Origin of the sequence: Bacteroides ndongoniae, from assembly GCF_900108345.1 — a bacterium.
Lineage (GTDB): Bacteria > Bacteroidota > Bacteroidia > Bacteroidales > Bacteroidaceae > Bacteroides > Bacteroides ndongoniae.
This window is the reverse complement of the sequence record NZ_FNVV01000013.1, coordinates 775377-790403: the sequence shown is the minus strand read 5'-3', so window position 1 is coordinate 790403 and position 15027 is coordinate 775377. Positions and strand designations below refer to the sequence as shown.

11 protein-coding genes are annotated in these 15027 nt (G+C 49.6%); all 11 read right to left on the bottom strand.

Annotated elements, in window-relative coordinates; all coding sequences use genetic code 11:
- Window positions 1–63: 63 nt before the first annotated feature.
- Window positions 64–1029, bottom strand: coding sequence for a hypothetical protein (locus BQ5591_RS07645; protein ID WP_071148905.1), 966 nt, complete (start codon window positions 1027–1029; stop codon window positions 64–66).
- Between the two features lie 68 nt (window positions 1030–1097).
- Window positions 1098–1766: a hypothetical protein gene (locus BQ5591_RS07640; RefSeq protein WP_071148904.1), complete on the bottom strand. Its 669-nt coding sequence runs from the start codon at window positions 1764–1766 to the stop codon at window positions 1098–1100.
- 76 nt (window positions 1767–1842) lie between these two features.
- Window positions 1843–2457 carry a suppressor of fused domain protein gene (locus BQ5591_RS07635; RefSeq protein WP_071148903.1) on the bottom strand — a complete coding sequence of 205 codons (615 nt, stop codon included), beginning with the start codon at window positions 2455–2457 and terminating at the stop codon, window positions 1843–1845.
- A 53-nt stretch (window positions 2458–2510) separates the two neighbouring features.
- A complete protein-coding gene (locus BQ5591_RS07630) occupies window positions 2511–2915 on the bottom strand; it encodes an Imm10 family immunity protein (RefSeq protein WP_071148902.1) in 405 nt (134 codons plus the stop codon).
- A 68-nt stretch (window positions 2916–2983) separates the two neighbouring features.
- Window positions 2984–3829, bottom strand: coding sequence for an Imm26 family immunity protein (locus BQ5591_RS07625; protein WP_071148901.1), 846 nt, complete (start codon window positions 3827–3829; stop codon window positions 2984–2986).
- 101 nt (window positions 3830–3930) lie between these two features.
- Window positions 3931–4269: a hypothetical protein gene (locus tag BQ5591_RS07620; RefSeq protein ID WP_083380940.1), complete on the bottom strand. Its 339-nt coding sequence runs from the start codon at window positions 4267–4269 to the stop codon at window positions 3931–3933.
- Between the two features lie 54 nt (window positions 4270–4323).
- On the bottom strand, window positions 4324–5439 hold the full coding sequence (locus tag BQ5591_RS07615) for a tyrosine-type recombinase/integrase (protein WP_071148900.1): 1116 nt from the start codon (window positions 5437–5439) through the stop codon (window positions 4324–4326).
- Entirely contained in the window at window positions 5420–5749 is a 330-nt protein-coding gene (locus BQ5591_RS21355) for a hypothetical protein (RefSeq protein ID WP_159434440.1), read from the bottom strand. The genes BQ5591_RS07615 and BQ5591_RS21355 overlap by 20 nt, the downstream gene beginning before the upstream one ends.
- Window positions 5750–6034: 285 nt before the next feature.
- Window positions 6035–12091 carry an N-6 DNA methylase gene (locus tag BQ5591_RS07610; protein WP_071148899.1) on the bottom strand — a complete coding sequence of 2019 codons (6057 nt, stop codon included), beginning with the start codon at window positions 12089–12091 and terminating at the stop codon, window positions 6035–6037.
- Window positions 12078–12530, bottom strand: a complete 453-nt coding sequence (locus BQ5591_RS07605) for a DUF1896 family protein (protein WP_071148898.1) — start codon at window positions 12528–12530, stop codon at window positions 12078–12080. The genes BQ5591_RS07610 and BQ5591_RS07605 overlap by 14 nt, the downstream gene beginning before the upstream one ends.
- Before the next feature lie 313 nt (window positions 12531–12843).
- Entirely contained in the window at window positions 12844–14946 is a 2103-nt protein-coding gene (locus BQ5591_RS07600) for a type IA DNA topoisomerase (protein ID WP_071148897.1), read from the bottom strand.
- Between the last annotated feature and the right edge of the window lie 81 nt (window positions 14947–15027).

The following is a 15027-nucleotide window of genomic DNA, read 5'->3' as shown; positions in this document are numbered from 1 at the left end:
ATAACGTTTGGTAGCTAATCACCCTTTTCAGGAGAGGTTGAGCCGCTTGTTATAAGCTGTTTTTTATTCATTTGCTTTTTCTATATAGCCAAATTTGATTTTCTTAATAACTGAATTAGGCAATGTTGAATTTGATAAAAATAAGACATCAAGAATCCTATCTTTATGCTTACAATAACAATCAAGTTCTGACATGACTATATCAGGACTTGATATTATAAACAAGCTATAATTATAAACAAATGCCCTTTTCATAAAAGTAGCTTTACCATCCACACTATTATCCAAATACGCATAGAATAGAGCCTTGTTATTCTGATACAATTCGATAAAGTCGGTGGGATGAAAATAATAATACGAATAGATATCCTTTTGAGGATGATAAGGCATAAATAATTTCTCGCCTACCATATATGAATATGTCGTTTTTAGTATGCTATTTATGCCGTCAATCATAGCACTCTTGTCCGTTTCGTTTTCTTCTTTCTCTACATTAAAGAATTTAGATAGAATATCCTCAATATTATTCCCATTGTATGTGATACAATTTTTTGATAGTTTTATGTGTCGGCTAAACTCCCAAGAATATGGTGAAGAGAAAAGAAACGATTGGAAGAGTTTATTTCTATAATGCGCCTTGTTTTTCAAATTTGACCGATTCACGTTAATAATATTCAGATATGAATATAGTTTTGTAAATTCATTAAAATATGAATTTGTATGAATAGGTGCAAATATCAAAGATTGTAAGCATTGTGCAAATTCCCAAATCGCCAAATAATCAGAATACATAGGCTCTGAATCATAGTAACACCTATCAATTAGTGTTTTCACCTTCTCCCCGTATTCAAACAAAAAGAAGCTGGGGGTTATTTGAAATAGGCTTATGAATTGTTTATCAGATAATCTGAATAAGTCATTTCGACTATCCGTTCTTTGAAAGATAGCCGCCAGAACTGCCAAGTCTATATTGCCATGGCAATTATATGATGCGTTTTCAGAAATACCTGTTATCAAATTTGGTTTCATTGTTTTCTGCTTATAATGTTCAGCGGGTAATCGACCATTATAGGCGATTCATCCGCTTGTTATGCGCTTTATTTTATAATACAATTAAATTCTTTTATAAAATGACTTCCTTCAATATCTTTTGATGCAGTAGGACTTATCTTTATCTTAGTTCTATGCACATTTTCACCTATCGTAATCGTCAGATTTCTGCATAATTGCTTAATCCTTTCTACCACCACTTGGTACACATCATTATAATTTTCCAACTCATCACATAGTATTTCTCTATTTTCCTCTGTTGAATATATTTTCTTAGGATATTGTAATTGAACCCCCATGATATTCTCCGGGGAATTTATGTAACTGAATTTGGTTTGTAACTTACGTTCTTTGTCAAGGTATAGAGCAAATATATTAAACCCAACACAAGGCTCACTGAAATCCATTGTTTTATACCATAATTTATCATTTGAATCTTGAAAGGGAGCTCCATAGGCACACTTACTTAGATTATTCGAAAAGCCTTTGAGCAAATTGTTGAGTATAATATGATCGATTCTTTCACCGGACGTTAGTAAACGGTAAAAATTTTCGTAATCCCTTACAAAATCTGCAAAGTTGCTTTCTATATAATCCGCAGGTACTCTCCTGCAGTGTTCCACAATGTGAAACCCTCGCAAAATGTCTTTCAATTCTTGCGGTGTAACCAAGAAATTGTAAATATGCCATCCTTTTGGATAATATTTCATGCTCATATTGTATTAGCTTCTAAGCAGATAATGGTATGCAGCTTGCCGCCGTTAGGTGGCACAGGTGCTTGTTAGCTGCTTGTTACACTATACTTCCTCTTTTATAATCAGTTATGGAATGCCCTAATTGAGTTATTAATTCTTGAACAGTTAATCGTTTGTCCATTATTTGTTGAAGTTCATTATTAGTTACACCAACCAACTGGACAAATTGGAGTTTTCCATTTGGGGTTGTAATTTCTCCAGCTTCATCAAGAATGGTAACGAAACCTGTTAATTCAGACAATCCTTCTGAGTCAATTCCATTCGTTTGACCAGTATAGATATATTCAAAAGGTTGGAATATAGAACCATTTGAGAACGTTTCTCCTGCCAAGGATTGTAAGATGCCACAAACACATTCTAACTCATTTTGGACATTGTTCAAAGACGATTTTTTTAATTTCAAAGTAAATTCAAAACCGTAACCGCTATATTCCTTATCTTCGGATTCTTTTTCATAAAGTTCAGACAATCCGTAAGATACAAAATGAAAGAAATCGTCACTTTCATACACATTTATATTATCTAACGGATCTCCTCCAAGTCTGTATGAAAACAATGGAGCGAAATGTAGTGGTTCCGTTTGCTTTGGATATAGTTTTAGGAATGTGTCTGTTATTGCATTCCATCCTGTCATGTTTTTTACTTCTTCCATACTATTTTTACTTTTTGTTTTGCAGCTAATGTTTGGCAGATAAACCACTTACCTTAAGGTTTCATCTGTTTGTTAGCAACTTGTTCAATAATCAAAATATCTCCAAAGATATTTGAAAGCATTTTTCTATACTCATTTACATCTTCAATTATATTTTCATCATATGACACAGTTATTGAAGTAATATCATCCATACATTTATGTTTTGCCGAAAAGACAATCCCATTTTGACGTAAAATGACTTTGCCGCATAATCCATATCCAGAATTAGATTGGTCTGAATACTCAAAATAATATGAGTCCATACCTAATTTAATATCTTGTTCATCAAATTCTAATGCTCTTTCGACAATTACATATTCTTTGGGTTCATTCTTATCATCAGCAAAACCAACTAAATATGAGTTGTATTCTGTCACTTCATATACTATTTCATTTGCTATAAAATTTATTTCCATATTTCATTTAGCTTAATTAGTTGCTAATGTTTGGCAGCCTTCCGCTTATTCAGTCGGTTTGCTGTTTGTTATCTGCCATTATTATTTACATACTCATTATTTTCGTTGATCCCGAAATGTTCTAAACGGTATTTGTTTCGGGCTTCTTTATCCAATAATATAACTCTTTGAGGACGATCTATACCTTTTAGCAACATCTTGTCATAATATGTATCTTCATACAAAATATTCCATGGCTCTAAACCGTAGTAAGCATTACATAAACATAACAAGTTGGCATCTCCGGTTGACTTGTTTTTATTTACTTGCTTTACGTCAGCAAGAGGTTCCGCATTAAAAAGGACTTTGAATGTCTTGTTATTCAGGCATTCTCCTGTAGTGTTTTGAATGGAAATAACTCTGCTTCCTTTCAATTCATCAAACAAAACATCCTCTGTAGCACATTTAATCTCAAAAATAGCGCAAGTCGGAGATTTAGGTGTTAAATGCGTCCCAATAATTTGCCCAAACATAAATGTGTTGTCCTTCAGTTTTAAGCTGAAGACATCCCCAACTTTCCATTTTGCAGGACGGGGACGCTTCCATTCTTTTAATTTTTTGAAGACCTTTTGCCTATCAGTATCGGAAACTTCTATTTTTTCTTCCTTTTGCACCAGATCATTTATAATACCTGCCACCAAAAAGATTGTATTTGCACTTCGACTTGAAATGTCCGCATAGTCAGATTCAAAATCTATACAAGGTTTAGGTTTCAAATCTGTATGATTTTCCAATTCGCTTTTCAATAAAGCTATAGCCTCCGATTGAAAATCAACACCGAAAAGTTTTGTCAAGTCTTGAAATATACAAAAACATGCAAGATTTTCATCCGGTAGTTGAATCTCGACATTCCCATATTTAACCAATCCATCCATATTCTATATTTTTCTATTTGGCAGATAATGGGTTGCAGCTAATCGCCATTTTAAGGCGATTGAGGTGCGTGTTAGTGTTTATTCCTTGCAATTTTAAGAATTTATTCAGTAGTAATATCAAAATCTTGTTTATTTCTCCATGCTATCCTAAGATAATCACCTTTTATTAAACCTATATCACGGTAATATCTAACTATTTCAGAGGGCGACCAATCCTTGTCATCGGAAAATAATGTTCCAATTTCCATTAACATTTGAAAAAGAGCTGCACGCTTTTCAACATCATCAGTAGGAATAGAAATAGAATAATATGGTTCTACTTTTTCAAATCCAAGACATATAAGTTCATTTTTAAAATTATCATTATCATTGACAAGCAATATATTATTTCCTGCCAATTCAATAGCAACGACTTTATCTTTTAATTTTTCATTCATCATATTAAACACTAATGTTATGCTATCAGCCGATTTGGCTGTTATTTTTTCTAAGTATCAGACCTCGTTGTCCTCCATTATTAAGTCGTCCAACGGGCTTTTGATATTGCTCTTATAGGTGTCGGCGATGTGGACATACCGCTCCGTTGTCTTGATGTTGTTATGTCCCATCAGCTCCTTCACAATCTTGATGTCCGTCCCTTGCTCCAGCAGATGTGTGGCAAAGGAGTGGCGCAGCAGGTGCGGATAAATCCGTTTCGTGATGCCCGCCTCCTGTGCGGCGGCTTTCAGCCGTTTCGACACGATGCTTTCCGTAAAGGGTTCGCCCGGCCTGCGCTCGAAGAGCCACACTTTCGGCTTATACAGACGGTTGTATTCCGTCAGCTTCTTCATCAGCGGCCTCGACAGCAGCGTGTAGCGGTCTTTCTTGCCCTTGCCCTGCCGCACCCGTATCAGGTTGCGGGACTCGTTGATGTCGCCGGGCTTCAGTTCCAGCAGTTCGCTGATGCGCAGGCCGGCGGAGTAGAGGATGGAGAACATGCAGAAGAAACGCAGGTCTTTCGCCGCCACATCGAGTATCCGCTTGATTTCCTCCTTGCTCAGCACGTCGGGCAGGGTCTTCTCGCGCTTGGCACGGTTCACCTTGTAGCACCGCCGTTCCTGGCCGAGCACTTTCTCGTAGTAGAACTTGATGGCGTTGATGCGCTGGTTCTGCTGGCACGAGGATATGTTCCGCTCACGGATGAGATACAGCAGGTAGCCGTTTATCTCGTCGGACGTGATGGCCTTTACCTCCCGTTCCCTGAAATGCTCCTGAAAATCCCGGAAGTAACCGGTATATACCCGTACCGTGTGGTCGCTGTATCGCACCTGACGGAGTTTTTCCAGATAGCCGGCGGGCAGCGGCGGACGGCTGTCCTCCTCTTTCCGGGGCGTGTAGCCCTTTATGGCGGAGTAGTCGATGAACGCCATCTTCACATAGCGGTCGAAGAACTCCGCAAGCACGAAGCTCTCTTCCGGCAGATAAGCCCTGCCGCCGACAAGCTGCACACCTTCCTCCTTCGACAGCGGCAGGCGCAGGCCGTCGTGGTCGAAGCTGACTTCGATGAACTTCCTGCCGTGCCGGACGGTCGGCGAAAGTTTTATTCGGGGTTTATTCTGATATATTTCCATAATGAACCGCTTTTAATGGTTGTCCGGAAGCCATGCCTCCGCATGGGATTCCCTTGCCCGGCACATAACAACATCCGGCGGCATTCAGGCACGGGAAACCCGTTGAGTGAATACCGCCGGACATGGCTTTTCCTCCGCTTTGCTTTTGAGAAGGAAGAGGGCAATGGGATATGGATAGGGGGCAGCGATGCGGATGGTCAGAACCGGTTTCTTGGAGAAAATCCGCAGCAGGAAACGGCACGCGGTAGAAGTCCGTCCCCGGCGGGACGGATACGGCTGCTCCCTTGTATGTCGTCGTTTCTCTTGCCATGATATGCTTTCCTATTAAAATTAATCCTGTTCATCGCATTCAATTTGGGGGCGCACAGCCCCTATACCGCTCCAAAGTTAAACAATTCCATTGAAAACAGAAGAAAAAACAGCCGTTTTTTTGCTGGTCTCACAGATTTTTCTTATAATACCCCGCGCAAGACGGGCAAGAATGCTCAGGCGGACAAATCCTTAGAGCGCTATCATAAAAAATTAAAAACGGGAGTGTGTCAAATATAAATTGCTACACTCCCGTCAGGGGTACACCGCCTTTCCCGGCTTCCGCTTACAGCTTCACTCCCCGGTATTCCCTGTGTTCTATCCCCGGACTGCCTATGATGACATGGCTGCGGATATAGTCATGCGCTGCATCGTCCGGCTTCGGCACATGTTCCGCTTTCGGCATTGTCTGACCGCCTTGTTCCTGCCCCTGACCGGGCGTTTCCTCTTGCTTGGGTGCCAGCTCCAGCTGTATCTTGCGGTCAAGGGCGGCAAGTTCGGATTTCAGTTGCTTCAATTCATCCTCTTTCTTCCATGTCTTGCCCGCTATCTCCCGCAACTGCGGTATCTCTTGCTCCAGCACTTCTTTTTTCGCCTTGTACTGGTCGATGACCGAGGGTATCTTCTCCAGCGCGTTCAGGAAGTTCACGGCGGCGGCATGGGTATCCGCCATCGCCAGATGCCCGTTGTTGTAGCTGTACCTGTAGTTGCCTGCCACCACAAAGCGGTTGTCGCAGAACTCCAGCCCGTCTTTGAGTGTCTTTTCGCTGACCACCTCGATGGGGAAGCCATACAATTCGCCCACGCGCTTGTACTGTCCTCCCGTCGTGGCGTTCTTCGCTATCTCCTGTAACCGCTTGCCGATGGCCTTCTCGTCGGTGGTGTCCAGCCCGTCAATCTTGATGGGATTGAGCCGGTTGCCCTCCTTGTCAGTCTGTACGGCGGCGGTAAACTTCTCCCAGTCCTCCGTCATGCCGGCGATGACCGCTTGGTTGTTCCTAAGCGCCGAGGTCTTGCTCTCCAATTTCAACTCCGAATCCCGCTTGCCCTTGTGGAACGATTTGCGTTCGCCCTCCAGCGAGGCGATTTTCTTTTCGAGCTTCGCCTTGTCCAGCAAGTCCGTGTTGCCGGAGAGTATCGCCATGTACTCCGAAAAGTTCATGCCCGACTTCTCGTCCATCGCCCCCTCGTCGATGGTTCGTGCGCCCAACGTGCCGCTTTTCAACTGCGAGATGAACGTCTGCTTGCAATGCAGCAGGTTGAACTTGTAGCTGTCCAGCGACTTCTCCACCGCATAGATAATGACATCCACCTTATTATCCGCATACAGCTTGGCAATCTCGTTGCCTTTCCGCACTGCCCGTCCGTCACGCTGGGCGAGGTCGGACGGGCGCCACGGCGTGTCGAGGTGATGGATGGCCACCGCCCTCCTTTGGGCATTTACTCCCGTGCCGAGCATACTCGTCGAGCCGAACAACACACGCACATAACCGCTGTTCATCGCCTCTATCACCGCCTTCCGTGCCTTCTCGTTCTTGCACTCCTGAATAAAGCGGATTTCGCTTGCGGGAATGCCGTAGTCCTCCACCAGCTTGCGTTTGATTTCGGTGTACACGCTCCAGCCGCCACCGGGCTGATACGTGCCCAAATCCGAAAAGACGAACTGCGTGCCTTTGTGCGCGTCGTATTTGCGGTAGTATTCCGCTATCATCTTGGCGCAATGGCTTGCCTTGTTGTCGGGGTGGTCTTCGTAATTCGGGTCAATCATGCGCATATCCAGCGCCATCTTCCGTGCGTAGTCCGTGGCGATGAGCATCTTCGCCTTCTCCTCCGTTTCCGAGAGCGGCGGTCTGCCCAATATCGTCGCATCTCCCGACTTGGCGAACTGCATCAGCTTCCCGATAAACACCTCTTGGTCCGGGGTGGGCGGTATGTGGTGCAGTATCTCGTTCTTCTTCGGACGGTCCACGCCAATGTCCTCCGCCGTGCGGTAGTCGGTTATCTCGTTGTAGAACGCCGCCAGCTCCGGCACCTTGATGAAATAGCGGAAGCGTTCCTTCTGCACGATGTTGTTCGTCACGTTGAACTCGAAGTCGGTGGTCTTTTTGGCGAATATCGCCGCCCATGCGTCGAAGCAGCGGATGTCCTGTTTCTCCAGCGCCTTCGGGCGCAGGTATTTGAACAGCAGGTACAGTTCCGTCAGCGAGTTGCTGATGGTCGTGCCAGACAGGAACGTCGCCCCCAAGTCCCTGCCCGTCCTCTCCTGTATGGTGCGGATGGCGAACAGCAGGTTCAACGCCTTCTGGCTTCCTTCGGAGTTGCCCAGCCCCGCCACACGGTCATGGCGCGTGTTGAACGTCAGGTTCTTGAACTGGTGGCTCTCATCGACAAAGAGGTGGTCGATGCCCATCTGCTTGAAGTCCACCACATCGTCCGTGCGTGACTTGATGGCGTGTTCCACCTTTTCGAGCTTCGCCTGAAGGTTGATTTTTCTTTTCTCCAGCCCCCTCAGCATGGCGCGTGACACGTCCTTGCCCTGATTGCGCAGCACTTCGAGGTTTTCCTCCACCGAGTCCAGCTCTTCCTGCAAGATGCGCTGCTGCAACTCCGGCGACTGCGGTATCTTGCAGAACTGGTCGTGCGACATGATGATGCAATCCCAGTCGTTGTTCTTGATGTCGTTGAAGAAGCGCACACGGTTGGCTGCCGTAAAGTCTTTTTCCGAGGCATAGAGTATTTTCGCGTTGGGATAAGCCTTGCGGTAGGTCTCGGCAATCTCGCGCACGTTGGCTTTCAGCCCGATAATCATCGGCTTGTGAACCAGCCCCAGACGCTTCATCTCATAGGATGCGACACACATTATCAGCGTCTTGCCGCCGCCCACTTCCTGGTCGGCGATACCGCCGATGTTCAATTTCAGCATCCATACGCAGTCCTTCTGCGAAGGATACAAGTCCTTTATCCCCAAGCCTTTCAGGTCCAAGTCCGGGAACTTCTGGTGCGAGCCGTCGTACTTCGGGCGCACGAAGCAGTTGAACTTGTTGTTGTACATGTCCGTCAGCCGTTTCTTGAACTCCGGCGACTGTTCCTCCAGCCATTCGGTGAAGCCGTTGCGAATTTCATCAATCTTCGCATTGGCAAGCTGTATGCCCTCGCTGTCGCGCACCTTGATGTCATTGCCGTGCTCGTCCTTGCCGATGCTTTTCATCATGTCCGGGCAGGTGTTGTGCAGGGCGTGCTTCAGGAGGTTCATGCCGTCGTAGTGGCGGTAATAGCCTTTCACCAGAAACTCGTCCGTGATTTTCATCGTCTTGTGGCTGCACGCCACCGCATACTCGTCGATGTTTTCCGAATAGGTTATCCGCACCTCCGTATCGAACAGGCGGCTCATGTAGGCGGCATACACTCCCGTGGGTATCCAACGCTCCCCGAAGTTGAAGTCCAAGTCCTCGAAGGGGATTTGTTCGGGCACGGCATCTTTCAGGGTTTCAAGCGCCTCTTTCGCCTGCGGCAGCATTTCGTGTCCCTCATGACTATTCACCCAATTTTCCACGTCGGCGACTTTCTGCACCACGTTTCCGGCGATGAAGCGGTCGGCAATCTCATAGCTATTCTCCAGCGGATTGTAGAACACTCGTCCTTTCAGGGCTTCGAGTATCTCCGCCTGCGGCAAATCACAAAGCGACTCCATGTAGGGCAGGTTCACGCCGCCGTACCGGTTCAGCGAGGCGGACAGGGCTTCTTCGGGCGACTCCACTCCGGCAAGTGTTTCCTGCGAGAAGGCGACGGGATGGTCGAAGATGTCCGCCTTGACGAACTGCCCGTTCTCGCCGCGCTCCAGCGAGAGCATGTTGCGCCCCGAAGCGTCCATCAGGATGAGCTTGGCGTTGTGCTTGGCGTTCAGGTTGCCGTAGCGCATGACAAACTCGTCATAGTAGGTGTTCAGGTTGCGGCGCAGCAGGGCGTTCTCCTCGTGGTTTTCCGCTTCGTGGGTGTAGAGCCGCTCGTAGGTGTTGCGCAGGTCGATGTAGAGCTGTGCCTTCTGCGCCTGCATCCCCTCCATGTCGAGCGGCTGGAAGGTCGCCCCGTACTTGGTGACATCCTTCAGCACCCCGATTTGGAAACGGACGCCGCCGGTATGTTCCCATACCAGCGAGCCTTCCTTCAGGTGCGGCTCCATAATGCCCTTGAACGGACGGGGCATCATCGTTTCCTCCTTCCTGCGCTGCCGCTCTTCCGGTGTCAGGGCTGCTTCCTCCTCCCGCATCTCCCTTTCCACACGCTCAATCCGTCTTCTTCCCTCTGCCTCAAAGCCGTTCTCTACCGGATAGACCGGGCGCACGGACGAGGATTGTTCCGTTTCCCTCGCCTGTACCTTTTCTTTTTTCGTCTCCGACAGCCCTGTCGTTTGCTTGGCGGCATTGGCATCCATTTTTTCCTTTCCCATCCGGCGCAGTTCGGCACGCCTTTCGGGTGTGAGTGACATCATCATCTCATAGAATCCGTTGATGGGCGGGTTGGTTTCCCAGTCCAGACTGCGGTAAACGGCATCCTCCGGGTCATCGTCTTCGGCTGGGGCGGTAGCGCCTTCGGGCTTTCCGTGCATGGGTATTGGCTCTTCGTGCCGGCTTTCCGGCATTCCGCTCGCCTCTTGACGGATGATTTCCTCCATCTCCCGTACCTCTTCGGGGCTGATGGCAGGAGCCGTTTCCGCGCTTCTGCCTCTTGCCGCTTCATTTTCTTTTTCCGCCGTTACCCTCTGCCCGTCAGCAGGCATCGGGAACAATGACGGTTGCACCGGCTTCCGGCGTTTGGACTTGGTTCCTTTCTTCCTGTCCGGTTTCAGTCCCCGTTCCGCCAATCTGCGCTCCTCCTGCGTGTAGCCGAACAGGTCGTACAGGTCCATTACAGGAGCCTCGGACCGCTTCGTTTCCGCTCCCTGCGCTACGGCTCTCATCGGCTGTACCGGATTCCCTTCTCTTTTCGTCTCCGTCTGTTCACCCGTATCCGTCAGGGCATTTCCTTTTTTCACCTCTGTACCCTGCCCGGCAGCAGTTTTGATGTCATTTTCTCTTTTCACCTCCGCTTCTTGCCCGGCAACCTGCCTGATGTCATTTCCTTTTTTCGCCTCCGCCTGTGCAGGCTGCACGACAATTGCCTGCCGGGGTTCCTGCCTTTCCCCCTTGACACCGTTGTAGCGTTCCAAGTCCAGCCGTGCCGACAGGTCCGCCGACAATATCCGGTACAAGTCCGTGGCGATGCCCTCCACGCCGCCGCTGTGCGTATATACCATAGCCGGCTTGCCGTAGGGGTCGGTATCCCTTTTCGCGTCGGTGTGGATGATGTATTCCGGGTGGTCGAAAAAATACCCGTTGGTGGAAATTCCCGTATGGTTGTTCTTTACGACATCGCCCAACCTCTTGTCCTCTTCGGAAAGTTCCTCCTTGCCTTCGTTCTTTTGCAGGATAATCAGGTCGCACCCCACCTCCGTGTTGGCATTGTCCGTGAACAGGTTGTTCGGCAGGCGGATGGCGGACACCAAATCCGCCTTTCTCATCATCATGTAGCGTGTGCCGCCGTTACCCTCCGTGTCCAGTACGCCCTGCGAGGTGATGAATGCCACGATGCCGCCGTCACGCACCGCGTCCAGCCCTTTCAGAAAGAAATAGGTATGTACCTTCCTTGCCGCTATCTTTTTGAATACCGAGCCATTGGTGTATTCCGGGTCGAACACCGCTATATCCCCGAAAGGGATGTTGGAAACCGCAAGGTCAAACCGGTTCAGGAACGGCTTTTCTATCTTCTCGAAGCCTTCCGTGCGTATCTTCTGCTGCGGGTACAGGTGTCCGAGCATCTTGCCCGTCAGCAGGTCTTTCTCGAAAGCCATGACCTCCGCCTGCGGATTGTCCGACAGTACCGGGGCGATGAACGCGCCCATGCCCGCCGACGGCTCCAGCACGAGCTTCGGGCGCACCTTCTTGTCGTGGAGCACGTCCACGATGGTGTCCGTGATGGCTTGCGGCGTGTAGAACGCCGTCAGCACCGAGGCTTTCAGCGAGTCCACATACCGCTTGTACTCCGTTTCGTCCCGGCTGTTCTCCCTGATGATACGGTGCAGTTCCACCGTCGGGGCGAACAGTTCAAGGTCGGACTTCACCCAATGCACGGCATCCGCCAGTTCCTTTGCCGGGTTCAGGATGCACTTCAGCCCTCCGAAGCCGCAGTACCGCTCCAGCAGCGCACGTTCCCTTTCCGTCGGGGTGCGCCGTTCCCGGTCAAGCGTGAACGCCGTGCGTACCGCCTCGATGTTGTCCCTCAGTTTCTGTTTCCTATTGAACGCCATAGGACTCCAGATAAAGCATGACGGTTCCGACCAGCTCCGTGTAAAGCAGGTCATGCGCGGGTGACAGGGCGAAGGTGTCATCCGACGTGTCGTAACCGGCAAACAGGTTGTTCAGGTGGGGGTAGAGCCTGCGGCAGAACGGTTCACGCTCCTGTTCCGCCACCTCGTCGGCAAACTCCCTCTCCACGACCTCCGTCAGCAGGGCGTAGGGAGAGAAGTGCAGCCCTGCGAGCAGCACGCGCATGGCTTCCTCGTGGGCGTCCTCCACCGTGCCGCCCGCCAGCCTTTCCTTCTCGAAGGTGGCGGTGGCTGCTTCCTCGCGTCCGGCAATGAAACCGGTATCCGATGCTTTGTCGGGATGGTATTTTCTCAGGTAGTCCAGCAGGTACAGCCCGTAATAGGACAGTTCCGTCGGAACGGTTTTCTTGTTCTGTTTCATCTTTTTATGGATTTAGTGGATAAATGATTATAGATATGTCCGTTACTCTTTTCACCGGCTGTGTGAGGCTGAGCCCGCCGACCTGTACCTCTCTTTTCGCCGGCTTGTCCGGCATTTGCCGGAAAGGAAGAAAAAAGGCACCCGGTATCCCTCCGAGTGCCGCCACTAAATCCATGTAAATAAACAGTATCAACGAATTGAAACAGATTATTCCATGAATCAGTGGCAAAAGTAATGCAAATCGAGGGGAGAACAAAATAAGTTCGCTTATTTTTATTCCGAGATGCTGCTTACTTTATCAAAAAGTAGTCATTTATTTTCTTCTTCCTTTCATGTTTGTCCCTTTTCTTGTTCTTTTCGCCTCCGGAAACTCGAACACGGTGTTGAAATCCGCATCGAAGGCGACCGCCGCGCTGAACGGCTTGCCCTGTTTGCTCTTGAAGCCGCTGAGGACACCCGTCCTCCCTTTTGCCAGCAGGTCGGTCATTTCCGTGTCGGTGAGCGTCCTGCCCGCTATCTGGCGGAACACCGGCAGGGCGCAGTCCGGGTTGTCGCAGCGCACCACCTTGCCGTAGAACTGCATCGTGCCCGTGCCGCACTTGGGGCAGGCGCAGCCCGATGCCTTGTGACCAAAGATTTTGTCGCAGGCGAGCAGTTCCGTGGTTATCTTGCGGGTGTAGCCCTCGATGTCACGCAGGAAAGCCTCGTGCGGTGTCCTGCCTTTTTCTATCTCCGCCAGTTCCGACTCCCAGCGCCCGGTCATTTCCACGTCGGCGATGTCCATGCCTTTCACGATGGAATACAAGGCAAGCCCTTTCTCCGTCGGCACGAGCGATTTCTTCACGCGCACCATGTATTCGCGCCGGAGCAGGGTCTCGATGATGGCGGCACGGGTGGCGGGCGTGCCGATGCCGCAGTCCTTCAACGCCTGCCGCGCTTCCTCGTCCTCCATGCCCTCGCGTCCGGCGGTCTCCATTGCCGCCAGCAGGGTGCTTTCCGTGTGCAGCGGCTTCGGACGGGTCATGCCCGAACTCATCGTGCAGCCGTTCATCGACAGCGTGTCGCCCTCCTTCCAGTCGGGCAGTACGGTGTCCTCCCTGTCCTCGCCATAGACCGAACGCCAGCCCGCCTTGCGGACGATGCACCCTTTGGTTTCAAACGCCACGCCTTCGCACTCCGCACGGACGGTGGTCGTGTCCTTGACGCACTCCGGGGAAAATGCCTCAATCATGCGCCCCACAATCATGTCGTAGATGAGCTGCTCGTTCTTGTAGAGTGCCATCGGACGGTTGGGTGTAACCAACAGCGCATGGTGGTCGGTCACTTTCGAGGCGTCCACGCTGCGGCGGTTCAATTCACCCATGCTTTCGATTTTATCTGCAAACGATGAATGAGAGGAAAGCCTGTCGAACAGCAGGGGTACTTCGGCAAACACATCCTCAGGGATGTAGCGGCTCGACGTTCTCGGATAGGTGACGAGCTTCGCCTCATAGAGCTTCTGCACGAGGTCGAGCGTCTGTTCCGCCGTGAAGCCGTGCTTCGTGTTCGCCTCCTTTTGAAGTGTAGTTAAGTCATATAATAATGGAGGGTTCTCCACCTTCTCTTTCTTTTCGACTTTGACAACGGTTGCCGCCATTTGTGCCTTTACCTTATTATATAATGCGACGGCTTCCTCCTTGTCTTTCCATTTCTCCACCGAGGCGAACTTTACAATCTCATTCACGCTCACCGACGGGGTGGAGAAATGCAGTTGGTGTACCGGTTCGGGCGTGAAACGCTTGTTCTCCCAGAAACGCTTGCAGACCATCGCCAGCGTGGGTGTCTGCACACGCCCTACGGAATACGTGCCCCGTCCGGCGGCGACGGTCAATGCCTGCGTGCCGTTGATGCCCACCAGCCAGTCGGCTTCGCTCCGGGCTTTGGCGGCTTGGTAGAGGTTGTCGTACTCGTGACCGTCCTTCAGTTCCTTCAATCCCTTGCGGATGGCGGCATCGGTCAGCGAGCTTATCCACAGTCTTTGAAAGGGCAAGGTACAGCCAGTATAGGCATACAGGTACCTGAATATCAATTCTCCTTCACGGGCGCAGTCAGTTGCCACGATAATACTGTCGCTCTCGTTCCACAGCTTGGTTACCACTTTAATCTGTTTCACCGCCGCAGCGTCCGCCTTGTAGCCCTTGTCCGTCTTCTCCTGACGGGGAACAAGCTCGAACCTTTCGGGGATGACGGGCAGGCTGTCGCGCCGGAAGCCCTTGATTCCGTACCCGTCGGGCATGGCGAGCTGTACCAGATGTCCCAATGCCCATGTCACGTGGTAGCCGTTTCCGGTGAAATACCCTTCTTCTTTCTTCATCGCGCCGACAATCCGTGCTATCTCACGGGCGACGCTCGGTTTTTCTGCCAATATGGTAATCATGTCTTTTTCTATTTAATTTTGTTGATACTCTTGTTTCTTCGGGTGGGAATGAAACGGGGCACGGCCTTGTCCGTGGGATAT